The following is a 25,100-nucleotide window of genomic DNA, read 5'->3' as shown; positions in this document are numbered from 1 at the left end:
TAATTTGTGTGTTGCGGGGAACGGGACTTGAAGCTTTCATTCGATCAGGTCAGGCGTCGGGCGAAATCACTTGAGCGTCAGGGAAGCAAGAACGAGGCGATCAAGCTTTATGAAGAGTTCCTGGAATCCTATCCGAAAAATGAACGCGCGCGAAAGGCACTTGCCGAGCTTAAGCTGCCAGCGGAAGTCGCCAAGGGTTCGTTGCAGGAGAAAGTGACCGCAGTTCGCAGGTTGTTTGACAGCGGACAGATCCAAGCGTCATTTGATGCGGCGAACGCGGTGTTAAAAGAAGTGCCGAATTCTGGCGTGGTTTGGAATCTGCTCGGCGCGGCGGCCTTTGGCCTTAAGAAATTCGACCTTGCCGAGCAGAGTTTCCGCAAAGCGGTCGAACTGGAACCGGAAATTACCCAAGCCCACGCCAATCTGGGGGTTTTGCTGTATCAGCAGGAAAGGCTTCAGGCCGCGTTGGAAGCCTTTGCCAACGCGATCAAAACCAATCCGCAATATGCCGAGGGATACAACAGCATTGGCGGCATTTACCACAAATTGGGTAAATTTGACGCGGCGGAGAAATACTTTGTTGGGGCGATACAGGCCAACAAGAACTATGCCGAAGCCTATTATAATCTAGGCAATACCTTCTTCAAAAGCGGCAAGATCAGTGCTGCGCAGCAAAGTTTTGGTTTTGCGGCACAGGTTCAGGGCGAGAATATGCCCGCCATGTCGCAAAAGCTTTATATGCAGGCGCTGTTATGTGACTGGTCGGGAATTGCCGATTTTGAAAAGCTTGCGCCGCGTATCGGTATTGAAGGCGATGCCGTCGAGCCATTTTCCATGCTGTCATACGATGACAATGCAGAACGCCAGCAAAAGCGTGCGGCCAATATGATCCGCAAACGGTGTCACGTGAATGCGGTGCCGTTGCCGGAGCGACCGGTGGCCCGATCGGAAAAAATCAAAATCGGTTATTTTTCAGCCGATTTCCACGATCATGCGACGCTTATTCTGATGATCGGATTGCTTGAGCATCATGATCGCGAGAAGTTTGAAATTCATGCCTATAGCTATGGGATCGTCAAACAGGGTGTCAAACGGGACCGATTGAGCAAGCTTGTTGACAGCTTTGTCGATATTTCGATGGCGTCCGATCCGCAGATCGTGGCGGCCGTCAGGCAGCAGAAAATTGATATCGCTGTTGATCTGAAGGGCTTTACCCGTCAGGGGCGCAGTGGGCTTTTTGCCTATCGTTTGGCACCGATCCAGATCAGCTATCTCGGCTATCCGGGGACGCTTGGCGCAGATTTCATGGATTACATCGTTGCTGACAAGGTCATCATTCCTGACAATCTGCGACAGTTTTACACCGAAAAAGTGATCTATCTTCCAGATAGTTATCAGCCCAATGACCGTAACCGCATCATTCCCGAAACAACAACGACGCGCAGCGACTTTGGACTGCCCGAAAAGGGTTTTGTGTTTTGCTGCTTCAATAGCAATTACAAGATAACGCCCAGAGAATTCGATATCTGGATGCGACTTTTGGCGAAATATGACGACAGCGTTCTTTGGCTGTTGAACGCCAATGAAGGCGTTCGCGAAAACCTGTTGCGCGAGGTCGAAGCCAGGGGAATTGCACGGGAACGGATCGTATTTGCCGAACGGTTACAAGAGCCCGAGCATCTGGCACGCCACAAACATGCAGATCTGTTCCTTGATACATTTAATGTCAATGCGCACACAACAGCGAGTGATGCGCTTTGGGCCGGGTTGCCAATTGTGACAAAAACCGGGGAGAGCTTTGCGGCGCGCGTTGCGGCAAGTCTGCTTTGTGCGGTTGGATTGCCTGAGCTGGTGGCAGAAACCGAAGAGCAATATGAAGCGTTGATCATTGATCTGGTGGAAAACCCCGGACGGCTTGCTCAAATCCGCCAGCAGTTGATCGATAACCGTTTAAGCGCGCCGCTATTTGATTCGGCGACTTATACCAAGCATCTGGAAAAAGCATATGTTGAGGCATATGACCGTTATTTCGAAGGCAAAGAACCAGATCATATTTTTGTTTCGTAAGGTTAGGGGGCTGACCCCGGGATAATCACCGTGCGGGGACTGCGCCTGATGGTGAAAATGGGCCTTGGGACGAGGCATGACGATTGAAAAATCACAGAGATTTTCCGGGCTTTTTGTGTGGTAAAAGTTGTTTCCAGACGGACGGGGCAATTAGCTTTATTGTAACCGTAGTCGTATAAACGGTTAGATATTTGAGGTGTGTCGTCGTTCGGGGGATGCTGGTGAATTATGTTGCGGGTTGTTTGGAGAACGGGGTTTGAAGCTTACATTTGATCAGGTCGCACGACGGGCAAAAAAGTTGGTGCGCGACGGGGAAGTCGGGCAGGCCGTCGGGCTTTATCAAGAGTTTCTGAATGCTTTCCCGAAAAACGAACGTGCACGCAAAGCCCTTGCGGACCTGACTGCGCAGAGACAGGATCAGGGACGACCATTGCAGAAAAGACTTGAAGAAGTTGTGAGTCTTTTCGCGAAAGGGCAGGTAAGCCAGTCATTTTCGGGTGCAAGCGCGCTTGTGGAAGAATTCCCTGATGCTGCGATGGCCTGGAACATCAGAGGGGCATCAGCCTTTCGCCTCGGATTGCTTGATGTTGCCGAAGACAGCTTGAAAAAATCAATCGTACTTCGCCCGGATTTCGCACAGGCACTTTCAAATCTTGGCACGCTCTATTTCCATCAGGGTAAGATGGACGCCGCATGCGAAACCCTGGTTGCGGCGATTAAAGCAAATCCGGATGATGCAGAAGCCTACAACACGCTTGGTGGTGTGCTTTACAAACTTGGCAGGCTGGACGCGGCCGAGGCATATTTTGTTCAAGCGGTCAAAGCCAATCCAAAATATGCCGAAGCTTATAACAATCTTGGAACTGTCCTGTTTGACAAAGGCAAGCTTACCGCAGCGCAGGAGGGTTTTGCCTTTGCCTGCAGGATGAGGACGGATTATTGGAGTGCCCTGTCCCAGAAGCTTTATATTCAGGCCATTCTATGTGACTGGTCGGGAATAACCGAATTTGAACGGGTTGCGGATCGGATTGGTACGCGAGATCAGGCCATCGAGCCCTTTACCATGCTGTCCTATGAGGATGATCCGAAGCATCAGCTTCAGCGGTCACAGGCATATGCGCGCACCAATTTCCATAAACCACCACAGCCGGTGTTTGGAAAACCGAAAGAGAAAACGGCCAAGTTGAAAATCGGCTATTTTTCTGCCGATTTTCATAACCATGCGACCGTATCCCTGATGATGGGACTGTTTAAGCATCATGATCGCAGTCGGTTTGAAATCCATGCGTTCAGTTATGGTCAAGTTCAGCAGGGGCAAACGAGAGACCGGCTACTGGGTCTTGTGGATTCTTTTGAAAATGTGTTCGGGGTTTCCGATGAGGAAATGGTGGAACGCGCACGCCAAAAGGATCTGGATATCGCCATTGAACTGAAGGGGTACACCCGCCAAGGCAGGACAGCGGTGTTTGCCTATAAACTGGCGCCGGTCCAGATGAACTATGTCGGTTATCCGGGAACATTGGGCACTGATTTCATCGACTATATCGTGGCCGACAAGGTTGTCATCCCGCAGGAATGCAAAGACTGTTACACGGAAAAGGTTATCTATCTGCCCGACAGTTATCAGCCAAATGACAATTGCCGGGAAATAGCAGATACAAAAACGACCCGCGCGGATTTCGGATTGCCCGACGACGGGTTTGTTTTTTGTTGTTTTAACGGCAATTACAAAATTACCCCGCGAGAATTTGATATCTGGATGAGGTTGCTCAACAAGGTTGAGGGAAGCGTTCTTTGGCTGTTTCATTCAAATGACTGGGCGGTCAACAACCTGCGCCGCGAGGCAAAGGCGCGTGGTGTTGACCCGGACCGCCTGGTCTTTGCTCAAAGGCTTGTTGAGAAAGAACATCTGGCGCGGCAAAAGCATGCCGATCTGTTTCTTGATACCTTTAACGTCAATGCACATACGACGGCCAGTGATGCACTTTGGGCAGGCTTGCCGGTCATTACACGGCCCGGAAAACAGTTTGCTGCGCGCGTCGCAGCAAGTCTTCTGCATGCAGTTGGCATGACGGAGCTTGTGGCCAGAAGTGATGCGGATTACGAAGAAATTGCCCTTGATCTGGCTTTGAATCCGGAAAAGCTGGCAGATATTCGTCGTAAACTGGCTGAGAACCGTTCGACGCATCCATTGTTTGATTCCGAACGTTACACACGTCATCTGGAGGCGGCCTTCACCCAGGCATATGACTTGTATCGCGAAGGTAAGGCGGCGCAGGATATCGAGATCAAATAGGGTAGCGTTACAAATAGGACTGAATGAGAGCGACGACTATTGCGGCTGATGCACGTTTCAGTATGCGTCAGTCCTCTTTGTTGGCGCGGGCAGATGTTTGGTTAGAAACTTAGACATTGGTGCCAGAATTTCCCGGTTTTCTGTCAGGATACTGCCCAAAGCAATCAGAGTTCCGGCATGGCCGGTGTCGGCGATTTCAATCAGTTTCGTGTCCGGGGCGAGTTCGGCCAATCGGCGGGAATTGCGGGGATAAACCGTGTGATCGCGGTTGCCGGTGATCAGAAGCATCGGCGGCATGTGGAATAAATCCTGCTCGACCGGCTGGCTTTGGGCGGCGGGGGTATCGCCAAAGGCGATTCGGGTTGCCTTGACGTCGTAGGGATAGAAATCATAGGGGCCGGAAAGCCCGATGATCCCGGCAATGTCGTTGGCCGACATCCCCACGGATGCCAGATAGGATTGATCGGCCACCAGTTGAACCGCGTTATAGGCACCAGCGGAATGACCGGCCAATATCATCGGGGTTGCGGTGATGCGGTTTGGATGTTCCTGGCCGTACTGTTTCAGAAAGGCGAGGGCCTTGGCGCCGTCCTTGATGAATTCCGGGAAACGGATTTCAGGCACCAGACGATAATCGGGGATGGCGACGGCATAGCCCATTTCGGTAAAGCGTTTGGGGACGAAAGCGTATTTTGCCTTATCGCCCGAATCCCATGATCCGCCATAAAACCAGACGATCAACGGGGCCGGTTTTGTGCGATCCGCAGGCAGATAAAGATCAAGTTTCTGGCGATCCGCATCGCCATATCGCAGATCGGCAACGGTCGGCTGATAGTCGCCAGCCTGAAGGTGATTGAATGCGGCGAGCTTATCGCAACCGGCGAGAAACAGGGCCGCGATCAGGGCATTTGCCGTCAGTTTGAATACGCGCATTGTCACCGTAAAACAGATATTATTGATTTGATTTTGACTGTTGTACGCGATAGCCCGCTATCGGGTTCTTTTTTATTTCAGGGAAATATGACGCAAAGGATATTGCCGTTTCAACCCGGATCGGGAAGGGGCGGGTATCCGTCAAATGCATCTCTTGGCGAAAGCCGCCATGCAGGATAAAACAATCGCATGACCATTCAAAATACAGAAAGAGGCTGCATGTCGGTGGACTTGCGGCAGGGAAAAATCCCCGAAAAAACGGTGTTTGTCAGTGCGGTGGCGCTGGTGGATGCCGATCATCGTGTCTTGATCGCACAACGCCCCGAAGGCAAATCCATGGCGGGGCTTTGGGAATTTCCGGGCGGCAAGGTCGAGGCCGGCGAGACGCCGGAAATGGCATTGGTGCGCGAGCTTAAGGAAGAGCTTGGCATTGATATTACCGAAAGCTGTCTGGCACCTTTTACCTTTGCGTCATTTACCTATGATGATTTCCATCTGATGATGCCGCTTTATCTGTGTCGGGTCTGGAAAGGGGAAATCACCCCGATGGAAGGCCAGCAGGTAAAATGGGTGCGCCCGATCCGGTTGGGTGATTATCCGATGCCGCCGGCCGATGTGCCGCTGGTGGCGATGTTGCGCGATTTTCTGTGACGATCCGACCCCTTTTGGCGGTCGTATTTGAATATTGAGTTCAAGTTTGCGAGGTTGTGATGTCTGAAGCGGTTCGGGCCTGTCTGATCATTATCGGCAATGAAATCCTGTCGGGACGGACCCATGACAAGAATCTGCCTTATCTGGCGGAGGAGCTGAACAAGCTTGGCATTCGCCTGGCAGAAACGCGGGTGATTCCCGATATCGAAACCACGATCATCGAGACGGTCAATGAATGCCGGGCAAAGTTCGACTATGTCTTTACCACGGGCGGCATAGGTCCGACCCATGATGATATTACATCGCCCTGTGTGGCGCGTGCGTTCGGGGTCGAGATCGAACTGAACCCGCAAGCGCATGAATTGCTGAAAAGCCATTATGAGAACCCTGCCGACCTGAACGAGGCACGGCTGCGCATGGCGCATATTCCGGTGGGGGCGGAGCTGATTGATAACCCGGTTTCCAAGGCACCGGGGTTCCGGATGGAAAATGTCTATGTCATGGCCGGTGTGCCGATGATCATGCAGGCCATGTTCCAGGGGATCAAACATCAGCTGACCGGCGGGCGACCGATGGTATCGCGGTCGGTCGGCGGGTATATCCCGGAAGGCACGATTGCCAAGGTGCTGGGCGAGATCCAGCATGATTTCCCCGATACTGATATCGGGTCCTATCCGTTCCTGCGCGAAGGGAAGCTGGGCACGACGCTTGTGGTGCGGGGCGAAGAGGCCAAGGATGTTGACCTTGCATCAGAGCGCATTCGCGCGGTGATCATTGAGCTGGGCCGCGAGATTATCGAAGATAGTGGTGCCGTTTCGTAACGTGCGGATTGCGATTGATCATTTTGGCGGGGCTATCATTGCGGCTATGACAATCGTTTGAGGGTGCGTTGGAGGGACCGGTATGACAGGTGACCCGAAGGAAACGGATGAAATTCGCAACAGCCGGGCTGCGCGCGAAGCCCGGTCGATTGTCAAATTCATGATTGAACATACCGCCTATGGCGGGTTCGGGGCGCTGGTTTTTGGTGCCTTGGTGCTGTTTTTTGATATTGGCGGGATTTACAGCCTTGCCATGGCATCACGCGATGCGCCGATCTTTATCATGTTGCTGTTTTTCGGGTTGTTCATCACGTTTGGCGGCATCAGTCTTGGCATCGGGATCATGAATCTGGGCGGTTTTTCCGATAACGACCGTTATGAGGACGAACGCAAAAGCCACCGGAATGACCGCAATGACGGCAGGGGCGAATAAAAAGGCTCTAGGGCCGATCTGCACCACTGCGCGCGCGCAGGATTTTGCCGATGATCATGCCGCCAATCCAGAATGCCAGCGGAACGACAAAGATATAATCAAACATCGGGTGCGTGGTATCGCCCCCGGAAATCGCCAGAATGTAGCCGACCCACGCCGCAGTCAGCAGATAGCCCATGATCTTGAAATAGTGACCGTTCGGCAGGCTTTTCTTGGCGGGGTGTTCGGGATTGGTCGGTTGGCCTTTGTCGGCGGACATCGGGGTTTCCTTTGATGATCGAATTTGGTTAGCGTTCAAGCGTCAGGGCAGCCGGATCAATGCGATCCTGCCAGCCTTCGCGGACGAGTTCGGGAACGACGTGGTCTTCTTCGGGATAGCCGATGCACAGATAGGCGATCAGACGCCAGTGCGACGGAACGTCTAGTGTTTTGAGAACGGTTTCGGGTTCAAGGATCGAAACCCAGCCAACCCCGATCCCCTTGACGCGCGCGGCCAGCCACAAAAGCTGTACGGCGGCGACAGCGGAATAATCAAGCATTTCGGGCATGGTTTTGCGGCCCAGCCCCATGCCGGCCTCGGTTTCCTCGTCGGCGAAAACGGCGAGCTGTATGGGGGCTTGATCCATGCCCTGCAATTTCAGGGACGCATAAAGTCTGGCACGTTCGCCGTGATAGTCGTTAAGCGCCTGCTGATTGGCGCGTTCGAAACTGTCGCGGATGGCTTTGCGACGGTCGGGATCGTTGACCTTTACAAAGCGCCATGGCTGACAATTGCCAACAGACGGGGCAAGGCAGGCTTCCTTGATCAGGCCGTCGATGTCTTCCTTGGGGATCGGGTCGGTGCGAAAACGCCGCACATCACGACGCCACAATAACAGATCGATGAACTGTTTTTGAAAGGTGCGATCAAACACCGGCGGGGTGAGTGTATCTGTCGCGCTGGGCGCATCGGGCGCATCGCGATCGGATTGTGTCATGGCGCGGACCTGCTGGGCTGGACGGTTTTAATTCTTTGTGCACCCTAACCGGACAGCACGGTAACGCCAAGCCACAACATAGCAAAGCCGTAAGGAAAGCATCAGAAATTGAACCGGACGGTCATCAGGCCAGACATGTTGTTGTGTTCGGTTGCGAAGGTCAGTTTACGCTGCACTTCGAGACTCATCTGGCCGGGGATGCCGCCCCAATTATGGGTGATGCCGCCGCCTACCTGTGAATAGGTACTGGTATTTTCACTTGTCACATAGGGGCTTAGAACCCCGTAACCATAGGGAAGTTCGGAACTGAGGCTGATTTCGGAACGCACCCCTTCGAGAGGATCGGTATTGGGGGAAAATTCGCGGAATCCTTCGACGGATGCGCCGATATGCCAGGGGTCATAGACATATTCGGTGCCGACAAAATAACGGCGATTGGTGGATCGGCCATAGCCCTGATTCATCAGGGTGACGGTCTGATCCTGCCCGGCAAAGGGCACAAGGCTATGGTCGCCAAGGACAAGGTTATAGCGTGCTTCTGCGGTGCTATCGAAAAGCTGGGTCAGGGCGGTTCGGGCAGGGATCAGTGACCCGTCGGCACCGCGCGCACTTTCAAATTCCTCGCGGGCGGTGATGATGTCGCCATCGAGGCTTACTGTGACTGGCACGAAGCCGAGATCGTATTCGGTACCAAAACCGATCGAGCTTGATAGTGTCGAACTTTCAAGATTTTCGGCGTAACTGAGATTATCCGGGCCGCCATCAATGGCGGACTGGGTGATGGTACTTGTGCCCATCCCCACACTGCCACGAATGTTAAGCCATTCGGTCATGCGCGATACGAAATACGGGGAAAAGGTGACGTTATTTTCCCGGTAGAGTACCTGACGGGCGGCGGCCTCGCTAAGTGTGCTGCCCCAGCCAACGCCAAGCCCGATGATCAGGCTGTCATCCACCAGATAATCGACCCCGGTATCAATTGAAATGACGTCGCCGCTGAGGTTCGGGTTATAGCCGGTATCGGTAACCCGGTTTTCGATGTCGGTCTGGCTGCCATGGACCCACAGGCTGATCGGGGTTGCACCGCTGCGGGTCTGGTTGGGAAAGGTGCCATTTGCGGTATCGAAATCCAGTTTCTTGGCGATGGATGCCAGTGCCGAGCGCCCGCCAAAGGTTTCAATCGTGGTCGCATTCCCGGTGCCAAGCGCAAGGGCATTGGGTGGCTGTTCAGGCGCGGGGACAGAATCGTCAAGAAACAGGGGGCCGATGGTGCTGCCCAGCAGGTCATTTTCCATCTTGTCATACAGGCGGTCGATATGGCGTTGCTGGTTGGCGGCGCGGTTCAGTGTTTCGCTGCGCAAAATCGGGGCGTCGGGGCGACCGGAGCCGTCATCTTCGGCATTGGCATTCGGGACGATTTCGTGACGCAGCAAAAGGCCAAGCATGGCAAGTGCCAGACATGCTGAGATAGCCAGTGAAATGTCGCTGTGCCTCTTCACGTTCAACCGGGTCGCCTGTTGATTCCTACGGGATCGTTGCAACCGTGCCGCGGAAAAATGGGGGTAATGTGGTGAAAGACAGGCAATTATGTCGCAATGCCGTATTCGCTTTTGTGCGATGGCATCGGATTTCGGCTTTTGCGGATTGATAAAATCGGGCATTCCGGTATTGCGCCGTTTTTAAAGCCGCGCTAGAACCCTGTTCTGCCGGTTGGACACCAACCTTGTAAGCGCTTTGCGGGCGTGGCGAAATTGGTATACGCAGCGGACTTAAAATCCGCCGGTCCTTAAAGACCTTGCCGGTTCAAGTCCGGCCGCCCGCACCATATTCCCCAGTCACGATTGTTTGGTCGTCGTTTTTGGCGCGGAATTGCGCCATCAAATTACCTGTTTTGCAGATTAGGGATTATGAACAAACGTAAGACGCATACGTTTGGCCGGGACGAATGTCCCTAGCAACAGGAGAAAATGATGATCCATCTTCTTGCATTTGGCGTGATCGCAATTACCGCAATGGTCGTTGCCTGAGCCTGGATATTTCCAACCGTCTGGTTTCTGCCGTGACCTTTCTCCTGCAATCCTTTGCGGGACATAAAGTGCCGTGTGATCGTTATCATGGCGTTTCTGATTTACCGGATATAAATCAGAAACGCTTATGACCGATGACATGGCCCGAAAACGGGCAGCTTTCGGAGTGGTTGGGTGAACGATATCGGTAGTGAAGACGAAGGCCCGCGCAAGAAGGAGCGGTTCGGCAAATATGTCGTGCCCGAGGAGCGTGCAAACAATATCGTCAAGTTGCTTGACGAGTTTCTGCGCAAAGGTCCGCGCAAGGGTCTTAAATATTCCCGCTGGCAACAGATTGCCTGGTACGAGATTGTTGACGAGCTCAAGCGGGCGGAAGCCGCCCAGAAAAATCAGGACAGCCTTACAAAATCGGCGTTTTTGGCCCTTGCGGTCGGGTTCGGAACCATCGGGTTCTGGGGACTTGTCGTGTTGCTGGGGCAGAATTTTGGTATGATTGGCACGGTATTGATCGTGATTGCCGGGCTGGTTGTCTGGCGCGCCTTGGCCAAGGCGAAGTGGTTCAGCTAGTACTTTGGGTCAACAGGCCGGTCATGCGGTAAAGGGCAGATGGACAATGAACAAGGAAGCAGCCGAAACGCTTGCCATCCGGGCAATAGCGTTTATTGCCGGTGATGACGAGTTGCTGGAGGGGCTTTTTGCCCAGACCGGTATGGGACTTGATGACCTGAAAGCCGGGATTACCAGCAATGAAGTCCAATTGGGCGCGATTGATTTTTTAATGTCGCATGAGCCGTTCCTGATGCGCTTTGTCGACGATAGCGGCTATGCGCCGGAAGACCCGGCGCGGGCGCAAATCATCCTTTCGGGCGGGCCGATCTGGCAGGATTGATGCGTCAGATCAGGTGTCTGCTGTGGATCTGGCTGCGTCATCGTCATTGGCACCGTGATGTTCGAGTACCTGATCTATCAGCCCCCATTCCAGAGCCTGATTTGCGGTCATGAAACGGTCGCGGTCCAGGGTGCGTTCCACTTCCTCGTAACTGCGACCGCAATGTTTGGCATAAAGCGAAATCATGCGCTGTTTGGTCTGGCGCATTTCTTCGGCATGGATCAGGACATCCGATGCCTGGCCCTGAAAGCCACCCAGCGGTTGATGCACATGCAGGCTGGCATTGGGGAGGGCTGCGCGGTGGCCCGGTTCGCCTGCCATCAGCAGGAACGATCCCATCGATCGTGCGGTGCCCATGCATAGGGTATGAACAGGCGCCTTTATGTAGCGCATCGTGTCATACATCGCCATGCCACTGGTGACGACGCCACCCGGGGAATTGATATAAAGGTTGATCGGTTTTTTGGGGTTTTCGGCTTCGAGGAACAGCAATTGCGCACAGACAAGCGATGAGATCGTGTCATTCACTTCGCCATTGAGGAAAATGATCCGTTCGCGCAAAAGTCGCGAAAAAATGTCAAAGGACCGTTCGCCAGCACTGGTCTGTTCAACAACCATCGGGATCAGTTGCATCATGTCGCGCATCGAGGGGCTCCGGGTTCGAAAAGGGATCGGGTGAGGCGGCGTCAGGCCGCGCAGATCATTTCCACACTGTTGCTGTTGGCGGCCTTGGCCGGGGGCAGGCATTTTGCATCGGTTAACTGGTGAATGATGCGCAGGCAGGTGCTGTTTTCGCCAGATTGCGCGAGGTGAAAGGTCACCATGCTTTCCAGATGGGGCGGATAGGGATCACGCATCAGATAGGTCACTTCCTTGCCGGGAATTTGCCGTATCGGTATGGCGTTGCGCAAATTGGTGCCGGGTAACCAGCTTTCGCGAATTTCGGGAATGCTGATCGCCCGCCAGACCTTCTCCCTTGGTGCATCCAGTCTGAATTCAAATTCAAGGTGACGGGAAGCTTTGGGCTTTTTGGGTTTGGCAGTGCGTGTCTTGCTGTCGGTCACTGGTCCATCTCCTTTAGGGTCTGGCGTAGGGCATCTATCCGGTCCGGCCAGAAGGTGGTGCTGTATCGGGCCACCCATTGAACAATCAGCGCCAGGCCATCGGGATTGACACGGTAATGGACGAAGCGTCCCTGTCGTTCTTCATCCACCAGCTTTGCCTGACGCAGGACAGCCAGATGTTGGGACATGGCCGGTTGGCTGATGCTCATGCCGTCGCGAAGGGCACTGGCATTCATGCTTTGGCTGCTGGCAAGCTTTTCAAAAATTGTGCGCCGGGTCGGATCGGCCAGTGCTTTGAATATGTCGTTTTCCATCATGCAAAACACATAAGCACAGGCTTATGTGTTTGGGCAAGGTAAATTAGAGACGAAAAGGTGCAACGCCGATTGCCGGTTATGGGAAACCGGTGCGCATTGTGCAATCGGTCTGAATTAGTCTTCGTCGGTCGTGGCGTCAGGCCGGGGTCATGCAATGACGATGGGGGCCGGGCCGATATCGGGTTGTGGGTCTGTTTTCATCAATCCGTAGATCACCGAATCACGAATGCCGATATGTGTGTTCCAGGTCCCGCGAAGCTGACCTTCGCGGGTAAAGCCCAGTTTTTCGAATACCCGGATTGATGCAATGTTGTCGGGATCGATATCGGCAAAGATGCGGCGCGCGGTCGTGGTTTCAAAGAGATACCCAATGGCATGGGACAAGGCCCGCGCAGCAAGGTTTTGCCCGCGTGCCGCAGGGGAAATCATGCAGGCGGCTTCCCATACGTCGGGATCATCGCCGGTATTATAAAGGGCGATGCGGCCAAGGGCCGGGCCATTCGGCGACGCGGCAACCGCCCATGACGTCTTTTCAAAGCCGCTGTTCCAGTGTTTGAGCTTTGCGATGGTATCCGCGATTGATGCAAAGGCCGGTTCGGGAAGCCATGTGCAGCATTCCGGATTACCAAAAATGGTATGGAGAGCCGCACCGTCGACAACAGGATCAATCGGACGAAGAAACATTCGGGCAGGCATGGTCGATCACTTAGCCAGTCGGTTAGTCGGTCAGTGGCGCAATGGCAGGCTGTCTTGACGGTGGATTACCCAAGTAACGGGATCGGACCGCCGCCATAGCCATAAATCCACACCAGCAAGCCGCCGCCCAGAAGGATGCGATAGATCGCGAACGGCGTGAAGGTGGAGCGTTTAAGCCAGCTCATCAGCATGGCAATGGCAATCAGGGCGGTAATGAAGGACAGGCCCGCCGCGAGAAGGACATCCATGGTCAGGGCCATGTCACCGGACTGTTGCAGGTCAATCCCGGCCAGAAGACCCGCGCCCAGAATAACCGGAATCGACAGCAGCATGGAAAACTGTGCGGCATCGGCGCGCTCGTACCCCATCAGCCGTGCGGCCGTCATGGTGATGCCCGAACGGCTGGTGCCGGGAATGAGGGCAAGAACCTGTGCAAGGCCGATGAACAGCGCCCCGCCCCAACGCATATGTTCAAGCCGGTTGATCGTCATGCCGATCTTGTCGGCAATCCACAGCACGATGCCAAATATAAGCGTCGTCCAAGCAATGATTTCGACCGAGCGAAGCTGTTCTTCGATGCCCGAGACTTTGAAATAGAAGCCAACCGCGACCACCGGGATGGTGGCGAGGATGATGTGCAGGGCGAGTCGGGCACCGGGATTGATGCGCCCGGACAAAAGGAAGAAGAATCCGCCGATCATCGCGAAAACATCGCGCCAGAAATAGATCATAACGGCGGCCAGTGTGCCGACATGGACGGCAACATCTACCAACAAACCCTGATCTGCGGCCCCTGTCAGGGCGGGGGTCAGGATCAGGTGACCCGATGAACTGATGGGCAGGAATTCCGTGATCCCCTGGATGACCGCCAGAAGAATTATATGTTGTAACGTCACCCCGGCCTCGATCGCTGTTATCGGCAAAAACTCACCGCTTATAGCAGCTTAGCGCAAACAGACGAAATGCATTAATAGTACCATTATGGTACTAATGAAACTTTCTTTCAGCGCTTTAAATCCCGAAATTCCCGATATCCTGATTTTATTTGGGGATATAATGGTCAGTAATATTGACCTATCATGCATTTTGTGCTGGATTCTTGCAAAACCGGCGCGTATACAAAAGCCAACCCGCAACATAAAACCCTTTTAGAGGGCCGCTATGACAGAAAAGATGCTGAAGTTTGTTCATCTTGAACAAAAATATCCGCACAAGAGAGAAGCATCCGAGCGTCGCACGGACTTCAATGAAATTTACGAAGGTTTCGAGACAGAAGCCGCGGCGGATCAGTCTGCGCGCTGCTCGCAATGTGGCGTGCCGTTCTGTCAGGCCCATTGTCCTTTGTATAATAACATCCCGGACTGGCTGCGCCTGACGACCGAAGGTCGCATGGAAGAAGCCTATGCCATTTCGGCGGCAACCAACAACATGCCCGAAGTGACCGGCCGCATCTGCCCGCAGGATCGCCTGTGCGAAGGCAATTGCGTGATCGAACAGTCAACGCATGGTGCGGTCACGATTGGGTCGGTCGAGAAATACATTACCGATACCGCCTTTGCGAATGGCTGGGTCAAGGCACCCAAGCCGACGCAGGAAAACGGCATGTCGGTCGGGATCATCGGTGGTGGCCCGGCAGGCATGGCGGCTGCGGAACAACTGCGCCTTAAAGGATATGAAGTCCATATCTATGACCGCTATGACCGCATGGGCGGGTTGCTGGTTTACGGGATTCCGGGTTTCAAGCTTGAAAAACATATCGTTGAACGCCGGGTGAAGCTGCTTGAAGAAGGTGGTGTCGTCATGCACACCGAATTCGAGGTTGGCCGCGACGCGACGCTTGATGAACTGCGCCGCAAACATGACAGCGTTCTGATCGCCACGGGTGTTTACAAGTCCCGCGATCTGAAGCTGCCCGGTGTTGGTCTTGGCAATATCTATCCGGCCCTTGAATATCTGACCACCTCGAACCGCATCGGCCTTGGCGACACGGTTGCCGCCTATGACGATGGCACGCTGAATGCCAAAGACAAAAACGTTGTGGTTATTGGCGGTGGCGATACGGCCATGGACTGTGTCCGTACCGCGATCCGTCAGGGTGCGAAATCGGTCAAATGTCTTTATCGCCGTGACCGTGCGAATATGCCGGGATCCCAGCGCGAAGTGGCCAATGCCGAGGAAGAAGGCGTTGAGTTTGTCTGGCTGACCAACCCGGAAGCCTTTGTTGGCGACGACAAGGTGACCGGTGTGCGTGCGGTCAAGATGCGCCTTGGTGCCCCGGATGCCGGTGGCCGTCAGAGCCCCGAACTGATCGAAGGGTCGAACTACACCATGGATGCTGACATGGTCATCCTGGCGCTTGGGTTCGAGCCGGAAGACCTGCCGACCCTGTTTGATGCGCCGGAACTGGGTGTATCACGCTGGGGCACGGTTAAAATCGATTTCCGTTCGATGATGACCAATCTGGATGGCGTTTTTGCCGCCGGTGATATTGCGCGCGGTGCGTCGCTGGTGGTTTGGGCCATCCGTGACGGTCGCGATGCGGCTGACCGGATCGATGAATATCTGCTGGCGCGCAAAGAAGCTGCTGCTTAAGCCCGCTGCCGCATTAGGAGAGAGAGTTATGAACAAGATTATTCATGACCGTGGCGCGCAAGAGATCGCCCGTTTTGAAAAGAATGCCGAACATCTGTCGGCGTACGGTATGTATGACCCGGCCGAAGAACATGCCAACTGTGGTGTGGGTCTTGTCGGTGCGATTGATGGCAAGCCGCGTCGCGAGGTGGTTGAAGCCGGTATCGAAGCGCTTAAGGCGATCTGGCATCGTGGTGCGGTTGATGCCGACGGCAAAACCGGCGATGGCGCGGGCATTCACCTGCAGATCCCGCAGGATTTCTTCAAGGCGTATCTGAAGGTTATCAATCAGGAAGCGCCGGAAAGCCTGATTGCGGTTGGTCAGGTATTCCTGCCGCGTATCGATATGTCGGCACAGGAACGGTGCCGTGCCATCGTTGAAACCGAAATCCTGAAACAGGGTTACGGCATTCTTGGCTGGCGTCAGGTTCCGGTGGATGTTTCGGTTGTCGGTGAAAAAGCCAACCAGACGCGGCCTGAAATCGAACAGGTTCTGATCGGTGCGCGGGGTGACGTTGATGAAGACCAGTTCGAGGTCGATCTTTACACCATCCGTCGTCGTGTCGAGAAAGCGGTCCTGTCCGAAGCGATCAAGGATTTCTATATCTGTTCGATGTCGTGCCGTTCGATCATCTACAAGGGCATGTTCCTTGCCGAGCAGGTCGACATTTTCTATCCGGATTTGCGTGACGAGCGGTTCGTTTCGAATTTCTGCGTCTATCATCAGCGTTATTCGACCAACACCTTCCCGAGCTGGCCGTTGGCGCAGCCGTTCCGTGTTCTGGCCCATAACGGCGAGATCAACACGCTGCGCGGTAACGTCAACTGGATGAAAAGCCACGAAGCCCGCATGGCGCACGAGGCCTTTTCCGACACTATCGAAGATCTGAAACCGGTCATTCAGCCGGGGTCATCTGACTCGGCCGCCCTTGATGCCGTGTTCGAACTGATGGTGCGTGCCGGTCGTGACCTGCCGATGGTGAAAACCATGATGGTCCCCGAAGCTTGGTCGAAAAAGGCATCGACGCCGGACAGCTATAAAAACCTTTATGCCTATTGCAACGCGGTGATGGAACCGTGGGACGGCCCGGCGGCACTGGCAGCTTATGGCGGCAAGTGGTTGATGGGGGGGACCGACCGCAATGGTCTTCGTCCGCTGCGTTATGCCGTCACTGGCAATGGTCTTCTGATTGCCGGTTCCGAAGCAGGCATGGTGCATATCGACGAGGAAAGCTGCCTTGAAAAAGGGCGGCTTGGCCCGGGGCAGATGATTGCCATCAACCTTGAAGAAGGCAAGCTGTACCATGACAGCGAGCTTAAGGATAAGCTTGCGAACCGTCGTGACTGGTCGAAATGGGTGGGTCGCACCAAGGTGCTTGATGACCTGATTTCGCCGGAGCACACCGAACCCGCGCGCCTTGGCAAGGAAGCGCTTCTGCGCTTGCAGAAGGCAATGGGTCTTACGCACGAAGACCTTGAACTGATCCTGCATCCGATGGGTGAAGACGGCAAGGAAGCCATTGGCTCGATGGGGGATGATACCCCGCTTGCGATCCTTTCGGATCGGTATCGCGGTTTGCATCACTTCTTCCGCCAGAACTTTTCGCAGGTAACCAACCCGCCGATTGACTCTTTGCGCGAAGCCCGCGTCATGAGCCTGAAAACGCGCCTTGGCAACCTTGGCAACATCCTTGACGAAGATGAAAGCCAGTGCGACCTGCTTCAGCTTGAAAGCCCGGTTCTGACCAATGCCGAATATGACGCAATGCGCGGCTATATGGGCGATACGGCGGTCGAAATCGACACCACGTTCGACATCAATGGCGGCGCGTCAGCACTGCGCGATGCGATCACCCGTATCCAGCGCGAAGCCGAAGAAGCGGTTCGTGGCGGTGCGCTTCATATCATCCTGACCGACGAGGGCATTTCGGCCGAGCGTGCGGCAATCCCGATGGTTCTGGCGACGGGTGGTGTGCACAGCTATCTCGTGAAAACGTCGCTGCGTACCTATATCTCGCTTAACGTCCGTTCGGCGGAATGCATGGATGTGCATTACTTTGCGGTTCTGATCGGTGTAGGTGCGACGACGGTGAACGCCTATCTGGCGCAGGAAGGTCTTCTGGACCGTTATGCGCGCGGGCTGTTCCCCAATGTCGGCAGCACGGCCGAAGTCATGCAGCGTTTCAAGGCGGCGATTGATGCCGGACTGCTCAAGATCATGTCCAAGATGGGCATTTCGATCATCAGTTCCTATCGCGGTGGCTATAACTTTGAAAGTATCGGCCTGTCGCGGTCGCTGGTGGCGGAATTCTTCCCCGGCATGCCGTCGCGCATTTCGGGTATCGGTCTTCAGGGTATCCAGCGTCGTTGCATTGCCCAGCACAAGGAAGCGTTTAACGGCAATGTCGTGACCCTTCCGGTCGGTGGCCTTTACAAATATCGTCGTTCGGGTGAACGCCATGTCTGGACCGGTCCGCTGATCCATACGTTGCAGTCATCCGTCACCACGGGGTCGTACAATACCTTCCGCAAGTTTTCGGAGGGGCTTCGTTCGCGTGAACCGCTTCATCTTCGCGATCTGCTTGATTTCCGTTCTGACCGCAAACCGGTTCGTCAGGAGCAGGTTGAAAGCATCACCGAAATCCGCAAACGGTTCGTTACCCCGGGCATGTCCCACGGTGCGCTTTCGACCGAGGCCCACGAGGCACTGGCGATTGCGATGAACCGCATCGGTGCGAAATCGAACTCTGGCGAGGGTGGTGAATCGCGTGAACGTTTCCGGCCGCGTTCGAACGGGGACAATGCACGTTCATCGATCAAGCAGGTGGCATCGGGTCGTTTCGGTGTGACCGCCGAATACCTGAACAACTGCGAAGAAATCCAGATCAAGGTCGCCCAGGGTGCAAAACCGGGTGAAGGTGGTCAGCTTCCGGGCTTCAAGGTCACGGTTGAAATCGCACAGCTGCGTCATGCGACGCCGGGTGTGACCCTGATTTCGCCGCCGCCGCATCACGATATTTATTCCATCGAAGATCTGGCGCAGCTGATCTATGACCTGAAACAGATCAACCCGCGTTGCCGCGTTTGCGTCAAGCTGGTGTCGCGTTCGGGCGTGGGTACGATTGCGGCCGGTGTGGCAAAGGCAAAGGCCGACGTCATCCTGATTTCGGGTTATGATGGCGGCACCGGTGCCAGCCCGCAGACCTCGATCAAATATGCCGGTATTCCTTGGGAAATGGGCCTTTCGGAAGTCAATCAGGTTCTGACGCTGAACAACCTGCGCAGCAAGGTCAAGCTGCGCGTCGATGGCGGTTTCAAAACCGGCCGTGACGTTGTGATCGGTGCGATGCTGGGTGCGGAAGAATTTGGTATTGGTACCGCATCCCTGATCGCGCTTGGCTGTATCATGGTGCGTCAGTGCCATTCGAACACCTGCCCGGTTGGCGTTTGTACCCAAGACCCGGCATTGCGTGCCAAGTTCGTCGGTACGGCGGACAAGCTGGTCAACCTGTTCACCTTCATGGCCGAAGAGGTCAAGGATATCCTGGCCGAGCTTGGCTATGACAACCTGCAGGAAATCATCGGCCGTTCGGACCTGCTGCAGCAGGTTCATCGCGGTGCGAAGGACCTTGTTGACCTTGACCTGAACCCGCTGCTTGCACAGGCCGATGCCGGTGATCACAAACGTTACTGCACGATTGAGGGGCGCAACGAAGTGCCCGATACGCTTGACGCCCAGATGATCAAGGATGCGCGCGCATTGCTTGAAGACGGCGAAAAGATGCAGCTGCAATACAACATTCAGAACACGCAGCGTGCTATCGGGACGCGTATTTCGTCGCTGATCACGCAGAAATATGGCATGACCGGCCTGAAACCGGGCCATCTGCATGTGCGTTTGCGCGGTTCTGCCGGTCAGTCGCTGGGCGCGTTTGCGGTTCAGGGGCTGAAAATCGAAGTTCAGGGCGATGCCAACGATTATGTCGGCAAGGGTCTTTCGGGCGGTACCATCGTCTTGCGCCCGCGGCCATCAAGCCCGCTTAAGACCAACGAAAACACGATTATCGGCAACACCATCCTTTATGGTGCAACGGCGGGTAAGCTGTTTGCAGCCGGTCAGGCCGGGGAACGTTTCTGCGTTCGTAACTCGGGTGCTACGGTTGTGGTCGAAGGATGTGGTTCGAACGGTTGTGAATACATGACCGGCGGTACCGCCGTGATCCTTGGCGCGGTTGGTGAGAACTTTGGTGCTGGCATGACCGGTGGCATGGCGTTCATCTATGACGTCGAGGGCACCTTTGGGGATGTCGTCAACGATGGCTCCATCCTGTACCAACGTATTGAAACCCAGCATTGGGACGAAGTCTGTCGTTCGCTGATTGAAGAGCATGTTGCGGAAACCGATAGCGGTTTTGCACGCACCATCCTTGACAATTGGGATCGCGAACGCGGCAATTTCTGGCAGATCGTGCCGAAAGAAATCGTCGACAAGCTGGAAAACCCCATTCGCTCGATGAGCGAAAACCAGGCAACTGCGTGAACCCTTTTTCACGCTTTTGCGCAAGCTCCCTTGTCCATACACCCGGACAAACAAACTGGCCCCGTACTTTGTACGGGGCTTCTTTTTTTGCCGGTCGGGATGTTTGCGGGGTGGCGCTTTCGCCCGGTGGCATTGATACTTATGTCAAAGCGAACATCTTTGCCAATCTGACAGGTGGTTCATGACCGTTACCGATATTGCCACACGGACCTATAACCACAATTTCAAGCTTGATCCGATCATCCGCAGTCTTCTGGATACCGATTTTTACAAGCTTCTGATGTTGCAGGCGATCTGGCAGGAACACCCGGATGTGGATGTTACCTTTTCACTGATCAATCGCAGCCGACATATAAGGCTTGGCGATATCATTGATGAAGGCGAATTACGCGCGCAGCTTGACCATGCGCGCAGCCTGCGTTTTACCCGCCAGGAACTGATCTGGCTGGCGGGGGCGACATTTTACGGGCGCAACCATATGTTCAAGCCGGAATTTATTCGCTGGCTTGGCGATTTCCAATTGCCGGAATATGAATTGCGCAAGATCGACGGGCAGTTTGAACTGCATTTTACGGGGCCATGGACGCATAGTTCTATGTGGGAAACACCGGCCCTTGCGATCATTACCGAATTGCGGTCGCGTGCTGTGTTGCGCAATCGCGGGCGGTTCGAACTTGATGTGCTGTATGCGCGTGCCAAGGCCAAGCTTTGGGAAAAGGTTGAACGGCTTCGCGATTTGCCAGACCTTGTTCTTGCCGATTTCGGTACTCGGCGGCGGCATGGTTTTTTGTGGCAGCGCTGGTGTGTCGAAGCCCTGAAAGAGGGGATCGGCAACCGGTTCATCGGCACGTCAAATGTGTTGCTGGCAATGACCGCGGATATCGAGGCGATTGGTACCAATGCCCATGAATTGCCGATGGTCGAAGCGGCGATTTCCAAAAATGATGACGAACTTGCGGCTTCGCCTTATCGGGTGCTGGAGCAATGGCGCCAGCATTACAGCGGCAATCTCCTGATCGCGTTGCCCGATACATATGGCACGGCGTCGTTTCTTAAAGGCGCGCCCGACTGGCTGGCGGACTGGACCGGCTTTCGCCCCGACAGTGCGCCGCCGATTGAAGGTGGTGAACAGATCATCCGTTGGTGGGAAGAACACGGCAGGGACCCGCGCGAGAAGCTTCTGGTCTTTTCAGACAATCTCGACATTGATGCGATTATCGAAACCTATCTGCATTTCCATGGCCGGGTCCGTATGAGCTTTGGCTGGGGCACGAACCTGACCAATGATTTTCGCGGTTGTGATCCGGCGGGGGAGAAGGGGCTTGAGCCGATGTCGCTGGTGTGCAAGGTGACAAGTGCCAATGGTCATCCGGCGGTCAAGCTTTCAGACAATCCGGAAAAGATTTCGGGCGATCCCAGGCAGGTCGAACGTTACATCCGGGTTTTTGGTCATCCCACAAGGCAAGGGTAGGCCGGGATAAGGCCTGATCAAAGGACAATGTTCAGATATGTCCCGCGCCGCGCATTGTGGTCAATCTGGTCGGCGGCGATCAGATTGCGCAGACGGGCAAGCTGGGCGGCGATGAAGCTGTCGGATGATGGTTGATCCGCGTTCGCGGCAACACGGCCGCGCGTACCCGAAGGCACGCCTTGCGGCATGGATCGGGCATCAAGAAGGCCCGTTTGTGTGGCGCTGCTGCCAATCCGGTTGGTTGCCATGAGTTTATCCGTTCTGAAACTGCAAAAACATTAGCATGATCAACGGGTTTTGTCATGACGTTGAAGCGGGTAGCGGGTGGGACCGCTGTGGATAGGGACGCACACAGAAAAAGGGGTGGTCAGAACCACCCCAAGGAAGCTAACGAGAGGGAAAATCACGCTAGAAGATTGACGCGGGTACCGCGTGCACCGCTGGTTTCAAGCGGCTGATGTTCCGTAACGATGGACCCGATAACCTGGGCAAGGCCCTGAGCCTTCTGGATGGAGGAGGTTGCAGCGGCGAGCGGTGCGGATACGCCATCTTTTCCGCCACCCGGCGTAATGGCGTCATTAACGGCTTGCGCTGCTGAACTTAGTCCTGAACCCACTGAACCGATCATTGTATCCTCGCCTCAAATTTCGTGAAGTTGGGGTACCTGTACATCAAGATATCCTTGCTTCTGACTTAGAAATTAGGCTTCAATTAACACTTTTAAAGTGACAGCGGTCACAATGTGGCATTTGAACCCGATGACATTTTTGTGAGCCGTTTTATATCAATGGGTTATCTGTGGCTGGAATAATAAAATTTTTGCGTGCAGGGGGGGCTTGCCGTGCGGAAGACCAGAACATTGGATGAGCTTGAACGAATCGAACAAGCTTTCTAAAGACGCTGGCGTTCGGTTTTATGGGCCAGGGCCTCGTGAATGGCTTTTTGCAATTGGGCCGGGCGGAACGGCTTTTTGACAAAGATATAGTCGCCCAGCATCTTTTCCATTTCCTTGCGTGTGCGTGCCGGATAGCCCGACATGAAGACGACGGCCAGATCGGGATATTGACGTTGTGCTTCGATCGCAAGTTGCGGTCCGCTCAGTCCCGACATCACAACGTCGGTCAGAATGACATCAATGCGATCTGTTTTATGGGATTCGGTAATGATTTGCAGGGCTTCTTCGGCACTGCGGGCCACAAGGGCATCAAAGCCGGCATCTTCAAGGATGATCTTGGCGGTCGTGCGCAGGGATTGCTCATCATCAACAATCAGAACCCGTTCGCCATTGCCCGGAAAATAGTCGATTTCCTGCAAGGCGGATGCCTTGACCTTTCCGGCTTCGGAGCGCGGCAGATAGATCGAGAAGGTCGTGCCTTCGCCCTCGACGCTTTCGACATCGATAAAGCCGTTCGATTCTTCGACCCAGCTATGAACGATCGACAGTCCTAGCCCGGTGCCCTTGCCGGGTTCCTTGGTCGAGAAGAAGGGTTCGAAGATGTTGCCAAGAATGTCGGCAGGGATGCCCGTACCTGTATCCTGAACTGTTACCACGACATAGTCGCCTGCGGCGGCCTTCGGGAAGATGTCATCTTCGTCATCGGGGGAGCGTTCATCCGCAGGCGGGACTGTCGCGCCATAGCAGGAAATCTGCAATGTGCCGCCATCGGGCATCGCATCACGGGCATTGATCGCAAGGTTCAGGATGCAGGCCGAAAGCTGTGTCGGATCAACCCGCGTATATAGCGGGGCATCATTGGCCCAGATTTGCAATTCAATACGGTGTTCCAGCAGCGTGATCAGCAGCTTTTCCATTTCGGTAATGGCTGTATCGACCTGAACGACGGTCGGCTGATCAATCCGGCGGCGCGAGAACATCAGAAGCTGATCGGCGACACTGGTGGCGCGTTCGCCAAGGGAAATCACATGGTCCAGATATTCCTTGACCCGTTCCGGATCATCAATTTTCGCGCGAGCTACTTCGGCAAAGCTTAGAATACCTGCAAGGCAATTGTTGAATTCATGCGCCACGCCGCCTGCCATCTGACCGACGGCTTCGAGTTTTTGTGACGTGGCGAGCTGACGTTGCAGGGCATGCTGTTCTTCGGTCGCGCGGTGCTGTGATGTGACGTCACTACCGGTGCCACGATATCCCTTGAACGAGCCATCAAGATCAAAAACCGGGACGCCATTGATGCGCCCGAAATGTTTTTGTCCGTCCCGCGACATCCAGGAAAATTCGAAATTCTGGAATGCAAGATGACTTTCGAGCCGTTTGATCAGACTGTTCCAGCTATGATCTGTTTCAGCTTTGAGGCCCAGTTTGTCAAAGGATTGACCCTGCGGGGAGCCGTTCAGTTCTTCGATCAGCTGATAGAATTTGTAGGATGCAAACGCGATTTTAAGGTCCGGCCCCATTTCCCAGTACCAGTCGGCGGACGACAGGGTAAAGTCGCGGAAACGTTCCTCGCTATCGCGAAGGGCCTCTTGGGCGATCTGGTGCTGGTTGGTGCGCCGCTCCAGGCTTTCGGCCATAGTGTTCAGGCCACGTTCAAGCGCGCCGATTTCGTCGCGACCAGCCGGTTTCAGTCGGGCACTGAGCTTTCCAAACTGGATTTCAGAAACAAATTGCGCGGCCGTGATCAGGCGACGCAGAACGGTTTGCTGCATGAAAAGGAAAATCAGTCCCGACGTCATCAGAATGCACAGAACCGAGCCGATCAGCAGAACCGACTGCATCTGTCGCTGGCTTTGTTCCAGACCGAGGGTCGAGACCTTGAAATAAGCAAACATGAAGGGCTGGTTGGCATTCAGGCTGAACAGGGGTGTGATGCTGACCATGTTGCGGCCATCCGGGCCATCGGTGGTAAACAGCACCTGACTGCGCAAATCAGCAGAAAGCCGGTCTTTGGGGAAATCCGGGACAGAGGCAATATCGGATCCGATCAGCATCGGGTCCATAGCGTGATAGATCGTACCATCAAAGCCTATGGCCATGGCTTCGCGAAGATGCGGTCCCAACAGCAGTTCAAGCTGCTTGGGATCGCTAATGACGGAAATCTTGAGCTGTTCATCCTGAATCAGGCGACCGGGCGCACTGATCTGTTCGGCGATCCGCCGATCAATTTCTGCACCGAAATATTGAACATAGTAACCACCGAATAGGCCAAGCAGGATGGTTTCGACAATGACAATTGCGATCCCGATCTTGAAAACCAGACTGCCAAACAGGCGGTCAAAAAGCTTCTTCACGCCAACCTCTAAACCCTGGCCCAGCCTGATTGCCGGTG

General features: G+C 54.5%; 22 protein-coding genes and 1 tRNA gene. 11 read left to right on the top strand and 12 right to left on the bottom strand.

What is annotated here, in order from left to right; translation table 11 throughout:
* Nucleotides 1–27: 27 nt before the first annotated feature.
* Nucleotides 28–2,067: a tetratricopeptide repeat protein gene (locus tag IT971_RS19175; RefSeq protein ID WP_063094306.1), complete on the top strand. Its 2,040-nt coding sequence runs from the start codon at nt 28–30 to the stop codon at nt 2,065–2,067.
* Nucleotides 2,068–2,323: 256 nt separating this feature from the next.
* Nucleotides 2,324–4,363 carry a tetratricopeptide repeat protein gene (locus tag IT971_RS19170; RefSeq protein ID WP_063094308.1) on the top strand — a complete coding sequence of 680 codons (2,040 nt, stop codon included), beginning with the start codon at nt 2,324–2,326 and terminating at the stop codon, nt 4,361–4,363.
* A gap of 57 nt (nt 4,364–4,420) precedes the next feature.
* Here IT971_RS19170 and IT971_RS19165 read toward each other — a convergent pair whose 3' ends face one another.
* Nucleotides 4,421–5,296: an alpha/beta hydrolase gene (locus IT971_RS19165; protein WP_196871090.1), complete on the bottom strand. Its 876-nt coding sequence runs from the start codon at nt 5,294–5,296 to the stop codon at nt 4,421–4,423.
* A gap of 219 nt (nt 5,297–5,515) precedes the next feature.
* Here IT971_RS19165 and mutT point away from each other — a divergent pair, with 219 nt between their 5' ends.
* The 3 genes from mutT to IT971_RS19150 all read left to right on the top strand — a co-directional run bounded on the left by mutT (nt 5,516) and on the right by IT971_RS19150 (nt 7,201).
* On the top strand, nt 5,516–5,947 hold the full coding sequence (gene mutT / locus IT971_RS19160; protein ID WP_007091683.1) for an 8-oxo-dGTP diphosphatase MutT: 432 nt from the start codon (nt 5,516–5,518) through the stop codon (nt 5,945–5,947).
* A gap of 59 nt (nt 5,948–6,006) precedes the next feature.
* A complete protein-coding gene (locus IT971_RS19155; RefSeq protein ID WP_063094312.1) occupies nt 6,007–6,768 on the top strand; it encodes a molybdopterin-binding protein in 762 nt (253 codons plus the stop codon).
* 82 nt (nt 6,769–6,850) lie between these two features.
* A complete protein-coding gene (locus IT971_RS19150; protein WP_007091681.1) occupies nt 6,851–7,201 on the top strand; it encodes a hypothetical protein in 351 nt (116 codons plus the stop codon).
* Between the two features lie 7 nt (nt 7,202–7,208).
* Here IT971_RS19150 and IT971_RS19145 read toward each other — a convergent pair whose 3' ends face one another.
* The 3 genes from IT971_RS19145 to IT971_RS19135 form a co-directional block, all read right to left on the bottom strand.
* Nucleotides 7,209–7,460 carry a hypothetical protein gene (locus tag IT971_RS19145; protein WP_063094314.1) on the bottom strand — a complete coding sequence of 84 codons (252 nt, stop codon included), beginning with the start codon at nt 7,458–7,460 and terminating at the stop codon, nt 7,209–7,211.
* 28 nt (nt 7,461–7,488) lie between these two features.
* Nucleotides 7,489–8,178 carry a 5,6-dimethylbenzimidazole synthase gene (bluB, locus tag IT971_RS19140; protein WP_063094316.1) on the bottom strand — a complete coding sequence of 230 codons (690 nt, stop codon included), beginning with the start codon at nt 8,176–8,178 and terminating at the stop codon, nt 7,489–7,491.
* Between the two features lie 101 nt (nt 8,179–8,279).
* On the bottom strand, nt 8,280–9,677 hold the full coding sequence (locus IT971_RS19135; protein WP_223304885.1) for a hypothetical protein: 1,398 nt from the start codon (nt 9,675–9,677) through the stop codon (nt 8,280–8,282).
* 237 nt (nt 9,678–9,914) lie between these two features.
* On the opposite strand from IT971_RS19135, the gene IT971_RS19130 reads away from it, so the two are divergent.
* The 3 genes from IT971_RS19130 (at nt 9,915) to IT971_RS19120 (ending at nt 11,094) form a co-directional block, all read left to right on the top strand.
* A tRNA-Leu gene (locus tag IT971_RS19130) sits at nt 9,915–10,003 on the top strand.
* A 376-nt stretch (nt 10,004–10,379) separates the two neighbouring features.
* On the top strand, nt 10,380–10,772 hold the full coding sequence (locus IT971_RS19125; RefSeq protein ID WP_063094318.1) for a hypothetical protein: 393 nt from the start codon (nt 10,380–10,382) through the stop codon (nt 10,770–10,772).
* Between the two features lie 46 nt (nt 10,773–10,818).
* Complete coding sequence (locus tag IT971_RS19120) at nt 10,819–11,094, top strand: DUF3572 domain-containing protein (RefSeq protein WP_063094320.1); 276 nt, start codon at nt 10,819–10,821, stop codon at nt 11,092–11,094.
* Nucleotides 11,095–11,103: 9 nt separating this feature from the next.
* Here IT971_RS19120 and IT971_RS19115 read toward each other — a convergent pair whose 3' ends face one another.
* From IT971_RS19115 to IT971_RS19095, 5 genes are all read right to left on the bottom strand, one after another.
* Nucleotides 11,104–11,739 carry an ATP-dependent Clp protease proteolytic subunit gene (locus IT971_RS19115; protein WP_063094322.1) on the bottom strand — a complete coding sequence of 212 codons (636 nt, stop codon included), beginning with the start codon at nt 11,737–11,739 and terminating at the stop codon, nt 11,104–11,106.
* 41 nt (nt 11,740–11,780) lie between these two features.
* A complete protein-coding gene (locus IT971_RS19110) occupies nt 11,781–12,158 on the bottom strand; it encodes an SRPBCC domain-containing protein (protein ID WP_065701852.1) in 378 nt (125 codons plus the stop codon).
* Nucleotides 12,155–12,475 (bottom strand): metalloregulator ArsR/SmtB family transcription factor, encoded by a 321-nt coding sequence (locus IT971_RS19105; RefSeq protein WP_063094324.1) that lies wholly within the window; start codon nt 12,473–12,475, stop codon nt 12,155–12,157. Before IT971_RS19105 ends, IT971_RS19110 begins: the two co-directional genes overlap by 4 nt.
* A gap of 147 nt (nt 12,476–12,622) precedes the next feature.
* On the bottom strand, nt 12,623–13,171 hold the full coding sequence (locus IT971_RS19100) for a GNAT family N-acetyltransferase (protein WP_223304883.1): 549 nt from the start codon (nt 13,169–13,171) through the stop codon (nt 12,623–12,625).
* Nucleotides 13,172–13,236: 65 nt separating this feature from the next.
* On the bottom strand, nt 13,237–14,067 hold the full coding sequence (locus tag IT971_RS19095; protein ID WP_063094395.1) for an undecaprenyl-diphosphate phosphatase: 831 nt from the start codon (nt 14,065–14,067) through the stop codon (nt 13,237–13,239).
* Between the two features lie 265 nt (nt 14,068–14,332).
* Between IT971_RS19095 and IT971_RS19090 the strand changes: the two genes are divergently transcribed.
* From IT971_RS19090 to pncB, 3 genes are all read left to right on the top strand, one after another.
* Nucleotides 14,333–15,763, top strand: a complete 1,431-nt coding sequence (locus IT971_RS19090; protein WP_007091673.1) for an NAD(P)-dependent oxidoreductase — start codon at nt 14,333–14,335, stop codon at nt 15,761–15,763.
* A gap of 28 nt (nt 15,764–15,791) precedes the next feature.
* Nucleotides 15,792–20,342, top strand: a complete 4,551-nt coding sequence (gene gltB, locus IT971_RS19085; RefSeq protein ID WP_063094327.1) for a glutamate synthase large subunit — start codon at nt 15,792–15,794, stop codon at nt 20,340–20,342.
* Nucleotides 20,343–20,523: 181 nt separating this feature from the next.
* Nucleotides 20,524–21,813: a nicotinate phosphoribosyltransferase gene (gene pncB, locus IT971_RS19080; protein WP_063094329.1), complete on the top strand. Its 1,290-nt coding sequence runs from the start codon at nt 20,524–20,526 to the stop codon at nt 21,811–21,813.
* 17 nt (nt 21,814–21,830) lie between these two features.
* Here pncB and IT971_RS19075 read toward each other — a convergent pair whose 3' ends face one another.
* From IT971_RS19075 to IT971_RS19065, 3 genes are all read right to left on the bottom strand, one after another.
* Entirely contained in the window at nt 21,831–22,061 is a 231-nt protein-coding gene (locus IT971_RS19075; RefSeq protein ID WP_063094331.1) for a hypothetical protein, read from the bottom strand.
* A gap of 155 nt (nt 22,062–22,216) precedes the next feature.
* Nucleotides 22,217–22,441 (bottom strand): hypothetical protein, encoded by a 225-nt coding sequence (locus tag IT971_RS19070; RefSeq protein ID WP_063094333.1) that lies wholly within the window; start codon nt 22,439–22,441, stop codon nt 22,217–22,219.
* A 263-nt stretch (nt 22,442–22,704) separates the two neighbouring features.
* The gene (locus IT971_RS19065; RefSeq protein ID WP_063094335.1) at nt 22,705–25,062 is read right to left on the bottom strand and encodes an ATP-binding protein; all 2,358 of its coding nucleotides are present in this window, start codon (nt 25,060–25,062) and stop codon (nt 22,705–22,707) included.
* Between the last annotated feature and the right edge of the window lie 38 nt (nt 25,063–25,100).

It is taken from the genome of Thalassospira sp. B30-1, assembly GCF_015767575.1.
GTDB lineage: Bacteria > Pseudomonadota > Alphaproteobacteria > Rhodospirillales > Thalassospiraceae > Thalassospira > Thalassospira xiamenensis.
The sequence above is the reverse complement of the archived record's forward strand: the minus strand, read 5'-3'. Positions and strand labels throughout refer to the sequence as shown.